The organism is Micropepsis pineolensis (genome assembly GCF_055392125.1).
Genome location: NZ_AP042408.1, coordinates 2,099,959 through 2,119,007 on the forward strand (window position 1 = coordinate 2,099,959; position 19,049 = coordinate 2,119,007).

The following is a 19,049-nucleotide window of genomic DNA, read 5'->3' on the forward strand; positions in this document are numbered from 1 at the left end:
TTCCTGAACGTAAACCGTATTATGCGGGCACAGTCGATGAAGGGTTGCTAGCTGTGGTTGATAAAAAGATTAAGAAGGTCGTTTTGGCCTATTCCGGCGGTCTGGATACGTCGGTCATTCTCAAATGGTTACAGACGGAATACGGCGCGGAAGTCGTGACGTTCACCGCCGATCTGGGGCAGGGTGCCGAACTGGACGCGGCCCGCGCCAAGGCGGAAATGCTCGGCATCAAGCCGGAGAATATCTTCATCGAGGATTTGCGCGAAGAATTCGTTCGCGATTACGTCTTCCCGATGTTTCGCGCCAACGCGCTTTATGAAGGGATCTATTTGCTGGGCACCTCGATTGCGCGCCCGCTGATCTCCAAGAAGCAGATCGAGATTGCTGAGAAGACCGGGGCCGACGCCGTTTGCCATGGTGCCACCGGCAAGGGGAACGATCAGGTCCGTTTCGAGCTGGCCTATTATGCCCTCAAGCCCGATATCAAGGTGATTGCGCCGTGGCGTGAATGGGCGCTGACCAGCCGCACGAAGTTGCTGGAATTTGCCGAACAGCATCAGATTCCGATTTCCAAGGATAAGCGTGGCGAAGCCCCGTTCTCGGTCGATGCCAACCTGCTGCATTCCTCGTCCGAAGGTAAAGTGCTGGAAGACCCGGCAGTCGAGCCGGAGCCTTACGTCTATCAGCGCACCATCAGCCCGGAAGACGCCCCCGACAAGGCGACCATTATCGAGGTTGGCTTTGAAAAGGGCGATGCCGTCTCGATCGATGGCGTCAAGATGAGCCCGGCCACTATCCTGACCAAGCTGAACGAGCTGGGCCATGATAACGGCATCGGCCGCATCGATCTGGTCGAAAACCGCTTCGTCGGCATGAAGTCGCGTGGCGTCTATGAGACCCCCGGCGGCACCATTCTGCTTGCCGCCCATCGGGCGATTGAAAGCGTCACGCTTGACCGCGGCGCCGGGCATCTCAAAGACGAGCTGATGCCGAAATATGCCGAGCTGGTCTATTTCGGTTTCTGGTTCTCGCCGGAACGCGAAATGCTGCAGGCCCTGATCGACAAGAGCCAGGAATATGTCACCGGTTCGGTGCGTCTCAAGCTCTACAAGGGCAATGTCATCGTCATTGGCCGCTCGTCGCCCTATTCGCTCTATTCGCAGAACCTCGTCACGTTCGAGGACGATCAGGGTGCCTATGACCAGAAGGACGCGGCGGGCTTTATCAAACTGAACGCCCTGCGCCTGCGCACTCTGGCGGTGCGTAACCGCAAGGCGAAGTAACGTTTCGCCATTTTATCATTCTGAGCACGTCGAAGGATGATGTGCCGGGTTACAAAAATCGAAACAGCGCGGAAGATGCCTTCCGCGCTGTTTTTTTTGCGATTTACAGTAGAAAACACAATATCGCAGTTCAAACCGCGTAAAACTGTGGTTTAATGATACTAATAAACGTGTCAGAATTGGACCCGGATGTTTCCTGCTGAGAAGGAGTAAACATGCCTGAATTTTCCAGTCCCTTCAGCGTGTTAAAACACGACCGGCCCCTGACTGAGGCCGAATTGGTCCGCGCTTTGCGCTTTATGGTCTGCGCGGAATACGAAGCGACCCAGCTTTACGAGCAACTGGCGGAATCGACCGATAACGCATTGGCGCAAAAGGTCCTCAAAGACATCGCGGACGAGGAACTCGTCCATGTCGGTGAATTCCAGCGCCTGATCAAAGAACTCAATCCCGGCGAGGCGGAGGTTTACGCCCGTGGCGAGGCTGAGGTGGAGGAGGAATTTCTGGGCGGCCCCGCGCCCAGTGCGCCCCCACCGGCCAATGGTGTTGGTTTGGGTATCGGTAGTCTGAAATCGTGATGATGCGGGACAGGAGATAGTCATGGATATTCTGCGTAGAGCTTTAGCCCCGATCAGTGCCGAAGCCTGGCAGCTGATTGACGCCACCGCGAAAGACGCGCTCAGCACCAATCTGTCCGCGCGCAAATTTGTTGATTTCGACGGGCCGCATGGTCTGGCCTATGCCGCGGTACCGCAAGGCCGCCTGAACGTGGTGCAGGAAACCACGAGTAAGACATTAGGCTATGGCGTGCACAAGGTGCAGCCTTTGGCCGAAACGCGGCTCTATTTCGATTTGCCGCTGTGGGAGCTGGATAATATCGCCCGCGGGGCCAAAGATATTGATCTTGATCCGCTTCTGGAAGCCTGCCGTACGGTGGCTGGGTTTGAAGATGCGGCGGTGTTTAATGGGCTGGAACCGGCAGGGATTGCGGGCCTGCACACCGTGGTGGCGGGGCGGCAGATCCCGTTGCGGCTGGATGCCGACGCCGTCATTGATGCGGTGGGGGCGGCGCAAGGGCAGTTGCTGAAAGCCGGTGTGGCAGGCGGCTATAACTTCGTCGTCAATTTGGCGCTGCTGAAATTCCTCGCCCATCCGGTGGCGGGCGGCACGCTGCGCACACTGATCGAGGCCCAGATCGACGGCAAAGTGCTCTATTCCGCTGCGGTCAAGGATGCTATGCTGGTGGCCGCCCGTGGCGGTGATGCTGTGCTGACGGTTGGGCAGGATCTGGCCATCGGCTATCATACTCAAACCAGCAGCGCGGTGACCTTGTTCCTGACCGAAAGCTTTACCTTCCGCGTGATCACGCCGGAAGCGGTGGTGGGGTTTGTGCTTTCATAAAAGCCTGTTGATATTGGATTTTAAGGCCCGGCGGTTTTGTGCTGCCGGGTCTTTTTTTTCGCCGTGCCGGAAAAAGGGGGGGGGGGCACAAAAAAATACGACGGCAAAGTTATTTGCCGCCGCATTTTCACTGCTTCAGGATGGGATGTTTTAAAGCCACTGCACTTTAAGAATCTCGTAGGAGCGGGCACCGCCGGGGGCCGCGACCTCGACCGTGTCGCCCTCGGCTTTGCCGATCAGCGCGCGCGCAATCGGTGAGGAAATCGAGATGCGGCCAGCTTTGGCATCGGCTTCGAAATCGCCGACAATCTGATATTTTTTCTTGCTGCCGGTATCTTCGTCTTCCAGCGTCACGGTGGCGCCAAACTTGATCGCACTACCGGACAATTTTGACACATCGATCACGTCGGCGCGGCCGATCAGATCTTCCAGTTCAATCACGCGACCTTCAATGAAAGCCTGCTTTTCCTTGGCGGCATGGTATTCAGCATTTTCTGACAGATCGCCATGCGCGCGAGCCTCCGCAATGGCGCGGATGATCGCCGGACGTTCGATATTCTTGAGTTGGTCCAGCTCAGCCTCGGCACTTTTGTAGCCGCCGGCGGTCATCGGTATACGTTCCATGTCCTCAAAACCCTGATAAGAAGAAAACGACCTCCCGCCATAGTGCTATGGCAGAGCGGCTAAGCCCGGATAAGACGCAGCACCACCACGCGAGAGACGGTCTTAATTGTCCAAATGCGACGCGGGCGCTTCTGAACTGTAAGACTGCAGGCTGGCGACTTCAAGGGACCCTTCGCGTAAGGCTGAAATGGCCTCGGTTGCAGCCCGGGCACCCGCAAGGGTTGTGTAGTAGGGCACTTTCATGGTTAGCGCTGTCCGCCGGATCGAGGCAGAGTCGGTCAGTGCCTGCGAACCTTCCGTGGTGTTGATCACCAACTGGACATCGCCATTTTTGATGGCATCGACGATGTGGGGGCGGCCTTCCAGCACCTTGTTGATTGGCTTGACCTGAATTCCGGCCTCGCTCAGCACCTGTGCGGTGCCGCGGGTGGCGATGATCTCAAATCCCATTTTGACCAGGGCTTTGATCGGCGTCACGGCTTCAGGCTTGTCCGATTCTTTGACCGAGATGAAAACCCGGCCGGAAATCGGTAGCTTCTGGCCTGCCGCGATCTGGCTTTTGGCGAAGGCGCGGCCAAAACTGATGTCGGCCCCCATAACCTCGCCGGTGGATTTCATCTCCGGTCCCAGCACCGTGTCAACGCCGGGGAAGCGGGCAAAGGGCAGCACCGCTTCCTTGACGCAGATATGATCCGGCTTTTCCTTGGTCAGCGAGAAGCTGAGCAGGGATTCCCCGGCCATGATGCGCGCGGCAATCGCCGCCACCGGCTTACCAATGGCCTTGGCCACGAAGGGCACCGTGCGCGAGGCGCGCGGATTGACCTCGAGAATGAAGATATCGTCGCCCTGTGCGGCAAACTGCACATTCATCAGCCCGCGCACCTGAAGCGCCTGGGCCAGCGCAATGGTCTGACGCTCGATTTCGGCAATGATTTCAGGCTTGAGCGAATAGGGCGGGATCGAACAGGCAGAATCGCCCGAATGAACCCCGGCTTCTTCGATATGCTCCATAATCCCGGCAACGAAGACATTCCCGGCGGCATCGGCCAGCGCATCAACGTCGATTTCGGTGGCGCTGTTGAGGAAGCTGTCGATCAGCACCGGGTTGTCGCCCGAAATGCGGAACAATTCGCCCGACTGCACCGTGGTCTTCAGCGTGGCTTCATCGTTGACGATGACCATGCCGCGCCCACCCAGCACATAAGACGGCCGCAGGATCACCGGATAACCCAGCTTGGCTGCCGCCGCGACCGCTTCGTCCGGCGTCAGCGCGGTGGCGTTGTGCGGCTGCTTGAGGCCGAGCTTGTTGATCAGTACCTGGAAGCGTTTGCGGTCTTCGGCCAGATCAATGGCATCGGCCGAGGTGCCAAGGATCGGAATTCCGGCTTCGACCAGCTGGCCCGCCAGCTTCAGCGGGGTCTGGCCGCCGAACTGCACGATCACACCGGCCAGCGTGCCATTTTCTTTTTCCTTGGTGACGATTTCCAGCACGTCTTCGGCGGTGAGCGGCTCAAAATAGAGCCGGTCCGACGTGTCATAGTCGGTAGAGACCGTTTCCGGGTTGCAGTTGACCATAATGGTCTCGTATCCGCGCTCGGACAGCGAATAGGCCGCATGGCAGCAGCAATAGTCGAATTCGATACCCTGACCGATACGGTTGGGGCCACCGCCCAGAATGACGATTTTCTTGGCGTCGGTCGGTTTGCTTTCACATTCGACCACACCGCCCACCGGGCTTTCATAGGTCGAATACATATAGGGGGTCAGCGCCGCAAATTCCGCCGCGCAGGTGTCGATCCGTTTATAGACCGGGCGCACCTTGAGCTTAAGCCGGTGGGTGCGCACCGCCTCTTCCGTCTGCCCGGTCAGTTTGGCCAGACGCGCATCGGCAAAGCCCATCGACTTGATGTGGCGCATTTCGGCTTCGTCTTGCGGCAGGCCGTTTTGGCGGATGCGGTCTTCCTCGGCCAGAATGGTGGCGATTTCATCGAGGAACCACGGATCATATTTGGTGATCGCGGCAACTTCCGTCATCGGGAAGCCATAGCGTATTGCTTGTGCGGTCAGACGTAAGCGGTTAGGCGAGGTATGAGCCAGCGCGGCGCGGATGGCGTCTTTTTCGTTGGTCAGCTCGATCTCATCCAGACCGGTCAGACCGGTTTCAAGCGAGCGCAGCGCCTTCTGGAAGGATTCGGCAAAGGTCCGCCCAATCGCCATGGCTTCACCGACCGACTTCATCGAGGTCGTCAGGGTCTGCGAAGCGCCGGGGAATTTTTCAAAGGCAAAACGCGGGATCTTGGTGACGACATAATCGATGGTCGGCTCGAACGAAGCCGGGGTCACCTTGGTGATGTCATTGTTCAGTTCGTCGAGCGTATAGCCAACCGCCAGCTTGGCCGCGATCTTGGCGATGGGGAAGCCCGTCGCCTTGGAGGCCAGTGCCGAGGAGCGCGAGACGCGCGGGTTCATCTCGATTACCACCATGCGGCCGTCTTCGGGATTGACGGCGAACTGCACATTGGAACCGCCGGTCTCGACACCGATTTCGCGCAGTACCGCAATCGAGGCCGAACGCATGCGCTGATATTCTTTGTCGGTCAGCGTCAGAGCCGGGGCCACCGTGATGCTGTCGCCGGTATGCACGCCCATGGCGTCGACATTTTCGATCGAGCAGATGATGATGGCGTTGTCGGCCTTATCGCGCACGACTTCCATCTCGAATTCTTTCCAGCCCAGCACGGATTCTTCAATCAGCACTTCACCGGTGGGCGAGGCATCCAGACCGCTTTCGACGATCTCGAAAAATTCTTCACGGTTATAGGCGATGCCGCCACCGGTGCCGCCCAGCGTGAACGAGGGGCGGATAACCGCCGGCAAGCCAACGGTATCCAGCGCGGCGAGGGCATGCTGAAACGCTTCGGGCGCCAGCTCCATTACCGGGTTGTTCTGATCGTCATAGACGAAGTTGCCCGCAGAATCCTTTTTGTGGCGCAGATAGCCCTTCAGCGTGACGCCGCGCGGGACTTCCAGCCCGATCTTCATCATGGCCTGACGGAACTGTTCGCGGTCTTCGGCCTTGTCGATGGCGGCTGCCGACGCACCGATCAGCTCGACATCATATTTTTCCAGCACCCCGCGCTTGCGCAGCGACAGTGCCGTGTTGAGCGCCGTCTGCCCGCCCATGGTGGGCAGCAACGCGAAGACCCGGCCTTGCGGCACATTAGCCTTTTCCTTGGCGATAATCTTTTCAACGAAGCTTGGGGTGATCGGTTCAATATAGGTGGCATCGGCCAGCCCCGGATCGGTCATGATGGTGGCCGGATTGGAGTTGACCAGAACAACGCGATATCCCTCGGCCCGTAGCGCTTTACAGGCCTGCGCTCCGGAATAGTCGAATTCGCAGGCTTGTCCGATGACAATCGGACCGGCGCCAATGATGAGGACTGTGTGGATATCGGTGCGTTTAGGCATAAGGTTCTCGCGCAAAAAGAGCCGGCATATCTTGCGACATGTCGGGTGGCCAGCCGTATTGCAGGTTAAGGGGATCGTTTAGACGGGGTTTGGTCCAAGGGCAACCCTTATTTAGCTTCCGACGAAAACTTAAGGGTTTGCAAGGTGTGGAATTGCCGATTTATCTGCACAAAACCCGTTTTTGCTAACCGGCGTGACGAATCAAATCCGTGGGTAATAAAATTTGCCGCTACTTTTTCCGGGGGGGCGTTTCCGCCGTTGCCAGGGCAATCCGGCGTTTCAGGCCATCCAGACTGGTTAGGAATATTGCCCCTTGGGCCGGGCGCAGCTTAAAGGCCCAGTCGAAAGCCATGGCGTTGATGGTGGTGGCCTGTTTTTCGGCTTCCGGGCGGCCGGGGGCCGCACTGGCGTCGATGCGGGCCCAGTAATCTGCACCAATGCGAATGACCTCGATATTGACCATCAGGCCGTTAAAGGTGCGGATACGGATTTTGGCCGTCCGACTGGTGAAAACAAACTGGCCTTGTGGACCGGCATCGATGAACGGAATGTTGGTGAGCTTGCCCACATAGTCTGCCAGCGGCTGGGACGGGGCCTTGATGAAATTGGCCCGTACCGTGCCGAACAGATCAAAGGGCTGGCCGGGGGCGGGGCGGCGCAAAATGTAGGGCGGACCATAGAGCGGCATAAATTCGATTTGTGCCACCTGACGTTGATCTAGCGCGATGACATGACGCTCGAACCAGTCATCCAGACCGATATGCAAATCGCTGGGGCTGCGCACCAGCCAGCTTTGCTGTTCATTGGCCTTGCGCACGAACAGGGTAACCGCGCCATTGGCCGGTGTGTCGGTCCGTTTCCCGACGATCACATCGGCCAGTGGGTGGCCCGTGCCGTCAAACACGCTGATGCGGGTGCCTGCGCCATCCGGCGGGGCGTCCAGATCGACATAATGAAACCAGTCGGGCCGCGCGGTTTTCGGCTCAACGGTGGTCATCTGGGTCAGGGCGCTGAGCAGCCGCCGTACCGTATCGAACGAGGCCGGGTAATCACCGTGTTTGGTGAGGACCCAGCCGCGTAACGGCAGAAACGTCACATCGACAATACCGTCGCGTTTGGATTCGATGCGGATCGCGGTAACGGTATGCAGATTGGTGCTGAGGTCGGCAAACAGCAGATGTGGCGCCGTGCGCTGCGCGGCATGGCGGATATGCCATTGCACCGCCAACACCCCAAGCAGCAGCATGATACCGGCGGTTATGGCCAGTACCAGCAGCAGACGGGGGCGCTGAAACCGGGTCATGGCCGTTGTCCGGCGCGCCAGGTACGGCGGGCACGATGACGGCGCCAGCCCGCAACAATCAGTGCGAAGACTATCACGAAAACAGGCATCAGAACGATATTGATGATCGCCAGAACGTCGCCCAGCGCATCGATATCTTTCCGCAGATTATGCTGAACCTGACGCAAGGCCGTGCGGGTACGGATCAGATCATTGCGGAACCGGCTGATTTCGGTTTGCTGTTGTGCCCCGGTCTTGCCCCTGGCGGCTTTTTCGGCGTTCTGCAGATCGCGGATGCGGTTTTGGGTTTCCTGTAAGCGTGCGGCCAGCATTTCGGCTTCGCGACGGTATTGCGCCTCGGCATCGGCCTGCAACGCACGCACCAACGTAAAGGGTCGCTCGCCGCTGGCGCGCGTGCGCAGCGAAATCAGCGCATCCGAGCCGCTTAAATTGTCGATGATGTTGAGCACAAACGCGCCGTTATCGGCAAAAATATGCGGAGCATTCCCGGCGGCACCCGGATCGCGGATCCAGAAACGGTCATCCAGCAGATCGGTGTCGGCAACAATCACCAGATGGATGTTGGCAGCGGATTTGACCTGTGGTGCGCCGCCCACGTCGGGGGCATTTTCAAAGGCGCTGCGGGCCGGGCCGCTGACGCGTGCGGCCAGCACATAATGGTTGCCGCTGGTCGTCATGTTGCCGATCAGATCGTCGGGCATCGTGCTCATATGCACGCTGGCGGTATCGGCCAGTGCAGCACGGTCGGACGAAACGATCAGGGATTTCACCGTGGTCGTGGCGCCTTTGCGGGCAAACAGTGCCCCGGCGCTGGCGAAATTCATCGCCTGCAGATTGGCGCTGACCGGGTCCTCGGGATCAAAACCTTCGGTCACATGCAGCCATGCCGGATACAGTGCAAAGGTGTGGTGGGGATCGTTCGCGGTGCGAACTTTCTGGGCCTCTTTGAGGTCGAGCACTTCCTTGCCCGGATCAAAGCCAACCCCCCACGCCTTTAGCAAGGATGCCATATTCGAAGGGGCCGGCGGGGCCATCATTGGCGAAAGCCCATGCGCGGCGGTGGACCATTCACTGTCGGGATCAAGGAATAAAGCCACGCGGCCGCCTTTGAGCACAAACTGGTCAATGGCGTAGGTCTGCACGTCGGTTAAGGTGCCCGGCTGCACGATCAGTAACACCCGCACCCCGGCCGGAATGGCGGTGAAATCCGCAGGCAGCATCGTGGTATTGAAGGCCTGCGTCAGCTCGCTATAGACCGTCGCCGCCCGCCCGCTGGCCCCGCCATCCAGTGGCAGGCCCGATAAAATCGCCAGTCGCGGTTTTTCCGGATTGGTCAGCCGGTAAATCAGCTGGGTCAGATCATATTCGAGATAGGCTTCGCGTTCCGGCGCGAAATATCCGATGGCGGCGTGGCCGTCGATGCGGTTGATCCCCTCCAGGCCGAAATAGACCGTCTCGCCTGTCTCGGTGGCAACGGGGGTAATTCCGGCGGCGGTGGCCTGATCTTCCTCGGGTGTGAAGGGCTCGGGATCAATCCCTTCGAGCACGATCTTGCCGTGGCTTAAGGCGACATAGCGGGCCAGCAGATCCCGCACCCGCCCGGCATAGGCCCGGGTCTGCGGATAGGCATCTGCCGCCTTCTTGGAATAGAACAGACGCAGACGGATCGGTTCCTGCAAGCCGGTGACGACTTTTCGTGTGCCCGATGACAGGGTGAACTGGCCATTCTCGGTCAGATCGAGCCGCGCATCGGTGACAAAGGCATCAAGTGCAACGTTGAAGCCGACAAAAATCAGGATCGCCAGTAAAATGGCAATAAGTGCGCCACCGCGTCGGGAGGTCATCAGCGCCCCCCCCTTTTCATCTCAAGAATGGCGGTGTTGATCGCCAGGAAAAGCCCGATCTGCGAGACGAAAAACAGCACATCGCGCACATCCAGCACGCCTTCGGCCAGATTGGCAAAGTGGGTCAGGGTGCCGAAGCTGGCAATCGCCTCGGTCATGCCGGGTGGTGCCCAGCTGCGGAAGACATCAAGCACCATCGGCGAACCGGCCACGGTGAACAAAAACGTCACCGCCACAGTCAGCACAAAGGCGATAACCTGATTGGTGGTGGTGGCCGAGAGGCAGGCCCCAATGGCGAGATAGCCGCCTGCCATCAACAGGCTGCCGATATACCCCGCCGCGATGACGCCATTATCGGGATCGCCCAGCAGATTGACCGTCAGCCAGATCGGAAAGGTCAGCGCCAGCGCCAGCGCCGTGACCGCCCAGGCGGCCAGAAATTTGCCGGTCACGCTGGCCCATACCGGCACCGGCAGGGTCAGCAGCAATTCAATGGTGCCATTGCGTCGTTCTTCCGACCACAGACGCATTGCCAGCGCGGGCACCAGAAAAAGATAAAGCCAGGGGTGATAGCCGAAAAACACCGACAGATCGGCAATGCCGTTGTCGTAAAAATGACCGACATAGAAGGTGAAGCTGCCCATCGCAATCAGGAAAATCACGATGAAGACCGTCGCCAGCGGGGTGGCGAAATAGCCCGCCCATTCGCGTTTAAAAATGGTCAGAACCGCCCTCATGCCGCTTCCCCGTCATGGGTGGTGATGGCGCGGAACACTTCATCCAGCCTGCCGGCTTCGGCTGTCAGGCTGTGCAGCGGCCAGTTTTCACGTAATGCCAGCGCACCAATGCTTTCAATCAGCAGCGCGCCAGCTTTGGCAAAGGCGGTAATGTGCACCAAGCCGTCCGGGCTGGTGACGCGCTCCAGTCCGGCGACCTTCTCCAGTCCATGCAGGGCCGCTTCGATGCGTGCGACCGCATCCGCAGATGTCACCAGCGTGACGGCGTTACGATAGCGCGAGCGGGCAATCAGCTCGCCCGGCGTGCCATCGGCCACGACGTGGCCGTGGTCGATAATTACGGCGCGATTACAGATCGCCTCAACCTCTTCGAGAATGTGGGTGGAGATGATGATGGTTTTCTCCGCCGCCATGGTGCGGATCAGGCTGCGCACCGAGTGTTTCTGATTGGGGTCGAGGCCGTCGGTCGGCTCGTCCAGAATCAACACTGCCGGGTCATGCAGGATCGCCTGCGCCAGACCAACCCGGCGCTTGAACCCTTTGGACAGGGTTTCGATCTTGCGCTCCAGCACAGTGGTAAGTCCGGTCTGCTCGATGACCGCATTCAGACGGCTCTTGCGATGGACGCCCATGCCGCGGGCCTCGGCGATAAAGTGTAAGAAGCCCCGCACGGTCATATCGCCATAGGCCGGGGCACCTTCGGGCAGGTAACCGATCAGGCTTTGTGCGGCGCGGGTGCGGGTTTGCACATCCAGTCCGCAAACCCGGATACGCCCGGAATCGGCACGCAGAAACCCCGCCACCATTTTCATGGTGGTCGATTTGCCTGCGCCATTCGGACCGAGGAAGCCCAATACCTCACCTTTGACGGCGGTAAAGGACAGATCGGAAACCGCAGCAATGGCCCCAAACTTTTTGCTGACCTGTTCGATTTCGATCATGGATATGCAAATACAGATAAGCGCCTAACCAGCGCGCTTTCGCCACACGCATGCGTACTTAATGGCAAAGCCCGTATGCTCGCAACCCCACGCAAGGTTACTTATCCGCCATATGGTCCGCATGGCGGCTGTAAATTGGCCGGGATAAAGGGCGCTATATAAGAAAATGGCTCAGGGCAGGAATGCCGCGAGCCACTAAGTATGCAAAGGGAAGTTCAGGGGAAAGTAGTCGGTTGGCCGCGAGCCAGTCCATGACAGGGGGGCTGGGGGGCAAAATTGCCACGGAGGAGGCCCAACATGGCCAACCGACTTATGTAATATCCCAAGTAATCACGGCCAAGCCATGGTTCAAACATGGCACTTTCATGACTTTCGATGTTTTTTTAGGCGATTGAACAAAAACAGATCACGAAATGCTGAGCTTCGTGACACGAACACTAAAAAAAAGCCCCGACAGCGTGTGTCGGGGCTTTGATTCTGCGATGGCGCAAATCTTTAGCGGCGGTCGCCCAACAGCTGCAGCAGCATGATGAACATGTTGATGAAGTCGAGGTAGAGGCGCAGTGCGCCCATGATCGCCAGGCGGCCCACGGAAGCATCGTCACCACTGCCGCTATAATAGGTGTTCTTGATGTCCTGCGTGTCATAGGCGGTCAGGCCAGCAAAAATGCCGACGCCGACAACCGAGATGATCCAGCCCATCATGCCGGAATGCAGGAACATGTTGACGACCGAGGCAATGACAATGCCGATCAGCCCCATGAACAGGAACGAGCCGAAACCGGTCAGATCCTTTTTCGTGGTGTAGCCATAGAGGCTGAGGGTGCCAAACGTCGCCGCCGTGATGAAGAACACCTTGGCCACGCTGGTCTGGGTGTAGACCATCAGCAAGGTGGCAAGCGATGCACCGGTCAGTGCCGCATAAATCCAGAAAGTCGCCTGGGCCGCGCCTACGCTCATCTTGTTAATTCTGGCATAGAGCAGGAAAAACACGCCCAAGGGGGCAAGCGCTACGACCCACCGGAACGGTGTGCCAAAGAGTGTCTGCCCAAGCGAGGTCAGGCCGAGAATTGCCCCACTGGGGTCGGTGACGACCGAGGCGTTGAACAGCGCGTAGGCGGTAAGGCCCGTCAGCGCCAGCCCGATAGCCATGTAGTTATAGACGCGCAGCATATAAGCGCGCAGCCCTGCGTCGTACTGGCCGGCTTCGGCAGCCGCCGTACGGCTGCTGATGGTACGATAGTCATAGTCAGCCATGTCTAATCCTTCCTGCGGTGAAATAGCAGCTAGATCCCTAATATCGTGGTTCCGCGCGCCGGGTTCAAGCACGAGATACTGAAAAATTGCTAATTCACAGAGTTTTCAGCAGGATACGGTCGCTTATCACCGGTTTGGGGCGGATTTGTCGCCCGGATGCCTGTGGCTGGGGACAGCAAATGCCCCGGATACGGGCTGGGTGCTGCACTTAAGGGGCCAAACCGGGTATAGCTCAAGCGGGGATTCTCACAAGGCCTATGCGCTTTCATGTTTAAACGCCTGCTTACCGTTTCCGGCTTTACCGCCCTGTCACGCCTGACCGGCTTTTTGTCCAGCATGGTGATGGCTTATGTGCTGGGGGCCGGGATGGCGTCCGACGCCTTTATGGCGGCGTTTCGTCTGCCCAACACCTTCCGGTCGATCTTCGGCGAGGGGGCTTTCAATAATGCCTTCCTGCCGCGCTATGCCGCCATCAACACCCGTGAGGGGGCTGTGGAGGCCGCACGCTTTGCCGACGAGGTCTATTCGTGGCAGATCGCGGCGCAGCTTTTCCTGCTGATCGTCGCCATGGTGGCGATGCGCTGGATTATCGCCATTCTGGCCCCTGGCTTTTCGGCGCATCCCGGTCAGGCCCAACTGGCAGCCGAGCTGTCGCGCATCACCTTTCCCTATCTGATCATGACGGTGTCGTCGGTGCAGCTGTCGGCAATGCTGAACGCGGTGGGCAAATTCGCGGCGGCGGCGGCCTGGTCGATCCTGCTTAATTTGACCATGATGGTTTGCCTGTTCGGGGCAAGCTGGTTTCCCTCGGCCGCCCATGCGGCGGCCTGTGGCGTGTTCATCGGCGGTGTGGTGCAACTGGCCTTTATCGCGACCGCCGCGGCGCGTCAGGCATTGCGCCTGCATATCCGTCTGCCGCGCTGGACGCCACGGGTGAAGGAATTCCTGCTGGCGCTGGGGTCGGCCACGGTCGGCTCGGCCAGCGTGCAGATCAGCGTCTTTATCGATACTGTGATTGCCAGCTTTCTGCCAATTGGCGGGCTGACGGCATTGTATTATGCCGACCGCATCAACCAGCTTCCCACCGGCACACTGGCCATTGCGCTGGGCACCGTGCTGCTGCCGGAAATGGCGAACCTGCTGGCCAAGGGCGACCGGGCCGGGGCTGATGCGGCCCAGAACCGTTCCGCCGCCCTGGGGCTGTTGCTGACCTTGCCCTTTGTGGCGGTGTTCTTCCTGATCCCGGATGTCATCATGCGGGCGCTGTTTGCCCATGGCCATTTTGATGCTGCGGCGGCCGGGTTATCCGCGATGGCGCTGGCTGGCTATGGGGTCGGTCTGCCCGCCTTTGTGATGATCCGTTCGGTTTCGGCGACCTTCTATGCCCGTGGTGATACCAACAGTCCGATGCGGGCCACGCTGCTGGCGTTTGCCATCAATATTGCGCTGAAATTCGTCTTTGTCTGGGGCTTTGGTCTGGGCGTGGCCGGGATTGCACTGGGTACTGCAATTGGGGCCTGGATCAACGTGACCAGTCTTGTTGTTATGGCGCGGCGGCAGAGCCTGATCACCATTGGGCCGGTGTTTACCCGCTCGCTGATCCCGTCGGTACTGGCGGCGGTGGTGGCCGGGGCCGGGGCGTGGGTCGGGGCGTTGCTTGGCCACCACGTGGTGGCGGCGGGGCTGTGGCACGATCTGACGGCGCTGTTTGGTGCGATTGTTTTAAGTGTTGCCGGGTATCTTATGGTGGTGGCGGTGTTCCGCCATCGTCTGCCATTGCCCCGGAGGCGCTGATGCGTCTGTTCGTCGGTCTGTCTTTACCGCAAGATGTGGCGGATGCCGTTCTGGCGCTTGAAGGTGGGGTGCCCGGCGCGCGCTGGCAACACCGTGAACAGTTGCATATGACGGTACGTTTTATTGGCGAGACAGATGGCGCGACCGCCAATCTGATTGACGATACGCTTGGCAGTATCGTAGCTGCAGCCTTCCCCCTGCAGCTGAAGGGCGTCGGGTTCTTCGGCGGGCGCATGCCCCATTCGCTGTGGGCCGGGGTGGCGGACGAAGCGCCGCTACAGCATCTGAACCGCAAGGTGGAAATTGCTCTGCAGCATATCGGGCTGGCACCGCAAGGGCGCAAATACATTCCGCATGTCACGATTGCCCGGCTGACCGCCAGCCCGCGCAGGGCCGTTATGGCCTTTGCCAGCGAAAATGGTCTGTTTGCCAGTCCGGCGTATACGGTTTCAGCTTTTACGTTGTTTTCCAGTCTGCCCGGCGATCATGGCAGCCAGTATCAGGTGGAACGGGTCTATCCGTTGGCCCCGGCGCGAGTGTCTGGCACTTAGACCAGAAAATACAACACGCTGCCGAACACCACCCAGAACGCCACAACACCGATCATCGACAGCAAAAAGCCATGGCTGTATGCCCAGCGACCAAGCGAAAGCTTGCTGCAATTGGTACGGCCATTGTCGCAGGTGTCGTCGGCAATGCTCATTGTGGCGCTCCCATCGGGGCCGGCCTATCCGGTCCCCCTTCAATATGGGAGCTGATATCATCGCGTTCCAGCGTACGCCACAAAGAGGTCAAACTTGACTTAAGTGGCCATCAAAAGAATAGGAAAAAGGCCGTGCTTATCGTTAATACACGGCCTTTGAGGATCGTCTTTTTCGCGGCAGGCGTGTACAGAACAGTTAAAATTTAATCCCGACGCCAGCACCAATAAGCCAGGGATTGATATTGACGTGTGCGGTAACCGTGTCGGCTGCGCCGAACGATGCGGTGGTCTGCAGAAAGACCTTTTTGACGTCGATATTGAGGAAGGCACCGGAATCCCCCAGCGGAATATCCGTACCGGCCTGCAAGGCAAAGCCAAAGCCATCGGTGAGATGGAGTTTGCCCAGCGCGCCGTCCTTCGATTTGTTGTAAAAGAACGTGTATTGCGGCCCGGCGCCGAGATAGGGCTTCAGGAAGCCGATCTGGTCAAAATGGTATTGCAGCGCGACAACCGGCGGCAACAGATAGCTGCTGCCCAGATAGGTGCCATCCTTAAGATAGATCGAATGTTTATCGGTTCCGGCGATAACTTCGACCGCCCAGTGCGACGTGAAAAAATAGCTGATGTCGATTTCCGGGATGGTGGTGTCGGTGATGTTGACCAGCCCGGTGCTGCTGCCGACATGCGAGCTGACATCAGGGACAATTTCCAGGGCGCGTAACCGCACAAAAATGGTGCCGGGGGCTTCTTCCGCCGCTGCTGGTGTTGCCAGCGTTACGAGGGCTGTGGCGGCGCTTAAAGCCGTCGCTAACAGAATTTGCGTGTGCTTCATTACAATCTCCACATTCAACAATATCTTATGCAACTATGTATTTATTGACGTTAATGTAAATGTAAATTGATGATATATATCAAATTACGAATGTGGAATAAGTAGTTTTACCACTCTGTGTTGCGTTATAAACTCCATGGTTGTGCTGTAAAAGTTAGGGCTGCAGCCTACGCCACAGCCCCTAAAAATTCGTTTTTGAAAGTCTTACTGGAATTTACCGGCCTTACTGGAATTTACCAGTCTTACTGGAATTTAAACGAGACGTTGGCCCCGACAAAGCGTGGTGCCCCGGCGATAAATGTGGGAATGCCAAGGCTGTCGCCGGTGTTGCCAGCATCCTTGATGTATTTCTGGCTGAAGGCGTTGTCGATAAACAGCCCGATGCTCCATGGCTTGTCGTTGGGCTGGAAGGTAAGGCGGAAATTGAACAGGCCATATTGTTTCTGCACTTCATCGCGTGTGGTATCGGCCAGCAGATTATTCTGTTCCGAAGAGATATCGTTATCGTCGTCAAAATAGATTTTTGACTGCCAGGTATAGGTCGGCAGCATGGTGACGGTGCCGTCAAAAATCTTACGCCGCAGCGACGCACCGACCGATAACTTGTGGTCTGGATTCAGGCGCATCTGATTGCCGTGATAGAGGCTGTCGCCCATAAACCGCGCCCGGTTATAGGTGTAGGTGACGAACATATCAGCCCAGTTGGTCAGCACGATATCGGCGCTGGTTTCGATGCCATAGGCTTCGGCCTTGCCGGCATCAAAGCTGACGAAGGATTGGGTGGAACCGCTGCGGTCAACCTTGGTCGACTGGAAGTGGGTGTAGTCATAGATATAGGCCGCCACATCCAGACGCAGATGATTATCGAGCGTCAGGGTCTTGTAGCCGATTTCGTAAGAATCGACCTGTTCGGCGTGCACGCTGGAAAAATCCGGATCCGCATAGGGCGTGTCCGGCGAGGAGGCGCTTAACAGCTTGGGCCGACGACCGCGGGCATAGGTGGCATAAATGCTGCTGTTATCAGCCACGCTGTAGCGCAGCGCCAGACGCCAGGCTAAGCCGTTATCACTGTAATTGCGGGCGATCTTGTTACCGTTGCCGACGGTCGGCTGGGTCATGATACCGTAATCCAGCGCGCTGTCCGGGCTGGTGGCGCTGACGGCGGTCGATGACAACAGCTTGGCCAGTTCTGTGCTGGAGCCCATGACACTGCTCAAACCACCATTGAGGATGAGGCCGAGCACTGAACGGTCCCCGATCTTCGAGGCATAGGCGCTTTGCTTGTCGTCATGGGTATAGCGCAAGCCGACATCAAGTTCGAGATCTTCGGTCAGCTTGGCCGTGGCATCGCCATAAAGGTCAACGGATTTGGTTTTGCCGAAAAGCGTATATTCTTCCCAGTGGTTGGTTTTCATCTCGCTAGCCAGCGCCGAACCATAGGATGATGACAGGCTGGTAGCATAGCTTTTGGCATAAGCGCTGGCGACGGTGCTGCCATAGCTGCCGACCAGCGCATTGTAATAGGCCGAATAATAGCTCGAATAGAGCGAGCTGGCCAGATAGCTGGTCGCCACGGTTTTCATCGCCGTGTCATAGGCCGTGGTGGAATAGTTCTGCAGATAATTGCCCAGCGCCGCCTTGGTGGTCGAGGTCGAGTTGCCCCACATATAAAGGCCCAGCATCCCAAACTCGTCGAACTGTAGCGGCACCCGCTGCGAGGTGTTGTTATAGAAATAATCAACACCGGCAAAGGCCGTGATGCGTCCGCCATTATCAAAGTTGAGGCGCATTTCATGGCTGAACTGATCGCTGCGTTCATCTTCTGCCGCTTCCAGAATCGGTTTGGAGAAACCATCCGGGTCGAAGACTTCTTCAGAATCAAAGCGGCGATAGGCCGTGGTGGTCGACAGGGTCAGGGCATCATTGATTTTATAGCTGAGGAGCGCCTTGCCATCCCATACCGTGCGGTCAAGCCCGAGCCGCTTGCCATTTTCAAAGCTGGAAAGCTGATTAAGCGTGGCACCGCTGTTGTGCGCGGTTGTACCCTCGACAGTGCCGGTGGTGGGATCTGATGGCGCAAAGGTGCCGGATTTAAACGAGGTGCCGCTGGGGGAATCTTCTTCAAAATTGAAGATGAAATCCGCGCGGAAGGCTTCGCTGGGTTTCCACACCATGGCCAGCCGCGCCGCACCGGTATTGACCGAATTATAATTGGTGCCGTGGTTGAGGTTCTGGACATAACCATCGCGGCTTTTATAGCGGCCGGAAATACGCACGGCGAATTCGTCGGAAACCGGAATGTTGATGGCGCCGCCAGCCAGACGATAGTCGTAATCACCGATTTCGCCATTAAAATCGGCGGTAAATTTCTCGGTGTTGGCTTTGTTCTGAATGACGTTGACGCCACCGATCAGGGCCGCACGGCCAAACAGCGTCGATTGCGGCCCCTTGGCCGCTTCGACACGTTCCAGATCAAACAGTTCGATATAAGAACCACGCGTGGCGGTGATCGAAACCCCGTCCTCAAACACAGCAACGCGGGGTTCCTGGGTCGGATCACCCGAATCCGAGGTGATGCCGCGCATGACGAAGCCAGGGTTGTTGGGCGACTGGTTTTGCACCTGAAATCCCGGCACGAATAGCGACAGCTTATCGAATTCCTGAATGCCGACATTCTTCATGAAATCACTGGAATAGGCGGTGATGGCCAGCGGAACCTCGATCGGATTCTGTTCGCGCTTCTGCGCGGTAACGACAACGGTTTCCATTACCGTGGCGGCATCGGTATCGGCATAAGCGGCCGATACGGCCAGCGCGGCCAGAACGGCATAGGATACAAGGTGAAACCTTACGGACATG

General features: G+C 58.0%; 15 protein-coding genes. 5 read left to right on the forward strand and 10 right to left on the reverse strand.

Annotation, left to right across the window (positions count from 1 at the left end; translation table 11 throughout):
• Positions 1-53 precede the first annotated feature (53 nt).
• From ACZ5RI_RS09340 to ACZ5RI_RS09350, 3 genes are all read left to right on the forward strand, one after another.
• Positions 54-1,283, forward strand: a complete 1,230-nt coding sequence (locus ACZ5RI_RS09340) for an argininosuccinate synthase (protein ID WP_464511737.1) — start codon at positions 54-56, stop codon at positions 1,281-1,283.
• A gap of 215 nt (positions 1,284-1,498) precedes the next feature.
• Complete coding sequence (locus ACZ5RI_RS09345; RefSeq protein WP_464511742.1) at positions 1,499-1,861, forward strand: ferritin family protein; 363 nt, start codon at positions 1,499-1,501, stop codon at positions 1,859-1,861.
• A 22-nt stretch (positions 1,862-1,883) separates the two neighbouring features.
• Entirely contained in the window at positions 1,884-2,684 is an 801-nt protein-coding gene (locus ACZ5RI_RS09350; RefSeq protein WP_464511748.1) for a family 1 encapsulin nanocompartment shell protein, read from the forward strand.
• 150 nt (positions 2,685-2,834) lie between these two features.
• Here the strand turns inward: ACZ5RI_RS09350 and greA are convergent, their stop codons facing one another.
• From greA to ACZ5RI_RS09385, 7 genes are all read right to left on the reverse strand, one after another.
• The gene (greA, locus tag ACZ5RI_RS09355) at positions 2,835-3,308 is read right to left on the reverse strand and encodes a transcription elongation factor GreA (protein WP_464511752.1); all 474 of its coding nucleotides are present in this window, start codon (positions 3,306-3,308) and stop codon (positions 2,835-2,837) included.
• A 102-nt stretch (positions 3,309-3,410) separates the two neighbouring features.
• Positions 3,411-6,779: a carbamoyl-phosphate synthase large subunit gene (gene carB / locus ACZ5RI_RS09360; RefSeq protein WP_464511757.1), complete on the reverse strand. Its 3,369-nt coding sequence runs from the start codon at positions 6,777-6,779 to the stop codon at positions 3,411-3,413.
• A gap of 229 nt (positions 6,780-7,008) precedes the next feature.
• Entirely contained in the window at positions 7,009-8,082 is a 1,074-nt protein-coding gene (locus ACZ5RI_RS09365; RefSeq protein ID WP_464511761.1) for a DUF4340 domain-containing protein, read from the reverse strand.
• Positions 8,079-9,926 carry a GldG family protein gene (locus tag ACZ5RI_RS09370; RefSeq protein ID WP_464511765.1) on the reverse strand — a complete coding sequence of 616 codons (1,848 nt, stop codon included), beginning with the start codon at positions 9,924-9,926 and terminating at the stop codon, positions 8,079-8,081. The genes ACZ5RI_RS09365 and ACZ5RI_RS09370 overlap by 4 nt, the downstream gene beginning before the upstream one ends.
• Positions 9,926-10,663, reverse strand: coding sequence for an ABC transporter permease (locus ACZ5RI_RS09375; RefSeq protein ID WP_464511769.1), 738 nt, complete (start codon positions 10,661-10,663; stop codon positions 9,926-9,928). The genes ACZ5RI_RS09370 and ACZ5RI_RS09375 overlap by 1 nt, the downstream gene beginning before the upstream one ends.
• Positions 10,660-11,604 (reverse strand): ABC transporter ATP-binding protein, encoded by a 945-nt coding sequence (locus tag ACZ5RI_RS09380; RefSeq protein ID WP_464511773.1) that lies wholly within the window; start codon positions 11,602-11,604, stop codon positions 10,660-10,662. Before ACZ5RI_RS09380 ends, ACZ5RI_RS09375 begins: the two co-directional genes overlap by 4 nt.
• A gap of 495 nt (positions 11,605-12,099) precedes the next feature.
• On the reverse strand, positions 12,100-12,861 hold the full coding sequence (locus ACZ5RI_RS09385) for a Bax inhibitor-1/YccA family protein (protein WP_464511777.1): 762 nt from the start codon (positions 12,859-12,861) through the stop codon (positions 12,100-12,102).
• Positions 12,862-13,128: 267 nt separating this feature from the next.
• On the opposite strand from ACZ5RI_RS09385, the gene murJ reads away from it, so the two are divergent.
• Positions 13,129-14,655: a murein biosynthesis integral membrane protein MurJ gene (murJ, locus tag ACZ5RI_RS09390; RefSeq protein WP_464511782.1), complete on the forward strand. Its 1,527-nt coding sequence runs from the start codon at positions 13,129-13,131 to the stop codon at positions 14,653-14,655.
• Entirely contained in the window at positions 14,655-15,206 is a 552-nt protein-coding gene (gene thpR, locus ACZ5RI_RS09395; protein ID WP_464511786.1) for an RNA 2',3'-cyclic phosphodiesterase, read from the forward strand. Before murJ ends, thpR begins: the two co-directional genes overlap by 1 nt.
• On the opposite strand, the gene ACZ5RI_RS09400 is transcribed toward thpR, so the two are convergent.
• The 3 genes from ACZ5RI_RS09400 to ACZ5RI_RS09410 form a co-directional block, all read right to left on the reverse strand.
• Positions 15,203-15,358 (reverse strand): hypothetical protein, encoded by a 156-nt coding sequence (locus ACZ5RI_RS09400; RefSeq protein WP_464511790.1) that lies wholly within the window; start codon positions 15,356-15,358, stop codon positions 15,203-15,205. The two genes, thpR and ACZ5RI_RS09400, sit on opposite strands and share 4 nt — an antisense overlap.
• A gap of 196 nt (positions 15,359-15,554) precedes the next feature.
• On the reverse strand, positions 15,555-16,190 hold the full coding sequence (locus ACZ5RI_RS09405) for an OmpW/AlkL family protein (protein WP_464511794.1): 636 nt from the start codon (positions 16,188-16,190) through the stop codon (positions 15,555-15,557).
• Between the two features lie 242 nt (positions 16,191-16,432).
• The gene (locus ACZ5RI_RS09410; protein WP_464511798.1) at positions 16,433-19,048 is read right to left on the reverse strand and encodes a TonB-dependent receptor; all 2,616 of its coding nucleotides are present in this window, start codon (positions 19,046-19,048) and stop codon (positions 16,433-16,435) included.
• Position 19,049: the final 1 nt, after the last annotated feature.

What these genes read in the sequence shown, in the direction of transcription:
- ACZ5RI_RS09345 (WP_464511742.1), top strand. Translation starts at nt 1,499, where the DNA reads ATGCCTGAATTTTCCAGTCCCTTCAGCGTGTTAAAACACGACCGGCCC.
- ACZ5RI_RS09350 (WP_464511748.1), top strand. Translation starts at nt 1,884, where the DNA reads ATGGATATTCTGCGTAGAGCTTTAGCCCCGATCAGTGCCGAAGCCTGG.
- greA (WP_464511752.1), bottom strand. Translation starts at nt 3,308, where the DNA reads ATGGAACGTATACCGATGACCGCCGGCGGCTACAAAAGTGCCGAGGCT.
- carB (WP_464511757.1), bottom strand. Translation starts at nt 6,779, where the DNA reads ATGCCTAAACGCACCGATATCCACACAGTCCTCATCATTGGCGCCGGT.
- ACZ5RI_RS09365 (WP_464511761.1), bottom strand. Translation starts at nt 8,082, where the DNA reads ATGACCCGGTTTCAGCGCCCCCGTCTGCTGCTGGTACTGGCCATAACC.
- ACZ5RI_RS09370 (WP_464511765.1), bottom strand. Translation starts at nt 9,926, where the DNA reads ATGACCTCCCGACGCGGTGGCGCACTTATTGCCATTTTACTGGCGATC.
- ACZ5RI_RS09375 (WP_464511769.1), bottom strand. Translation starts at nt 10,663, where the DNA reads ATGAGGGCGGTTCTGACCATTTTTAAACGCGAATGGGCGGGCTATTTC.
- ACZ5RI_RS09380 (WP_464511773.1), bottom strand. Translation starts at nt 11,604, where the DNA reads ATGATCGAAATCGAACAGGTCAGCAAAAAGTTTGGGGCCATTGCTGCG.
- ACZ5RI_RS09385 (WP_464511777.1), bottom strand. Translation starts at nt 12,861, where the DNA reads ATGGCTGACTATGACTATCGTACCATCAGCAGCCGTACGGCGGCTGCC.
- murJ (WP_464511782.1), top strand. Translation starts at nt 13,129, where the DNA reads ATGTTTAAACGCCTGCTTACCGTTTCCGGCTTTACCGCCCTGTCACGC.
- thpR (WP_464511786.1), top strand. Translation starts at nt 14,655, where the DNA reads ATGCGTCTGTTCGTCGGTCTGTCTTTACCGCAAGATGTGGCGGATGCC.
- ACZ5RI_RS09400 (WP_464511790.1), bottom strand. Translation starts at nt 15,358, where the DNA reads ATGAGCATTGCCGACGACACCTGCGACAATGGCCGTACCAATTGCAGC.
- ACZ5RI_RS09405 (WP_464511794.1), bottom strand. Translation starts at nt 16,190, where the DNA reads ATGAAGCACACGCAAATTCTGTTAGCGACGGCTTTAAGCGCCGCCACA.
- ACZ5RI_RS09410 (WP_464511798.1), bottom strand. Translation starts at nt 19,048, where the DNA reads ATGTCCGTAAGGTTTCACCTTGTATCCTATGCCGTTCTGGCCGCGCTG.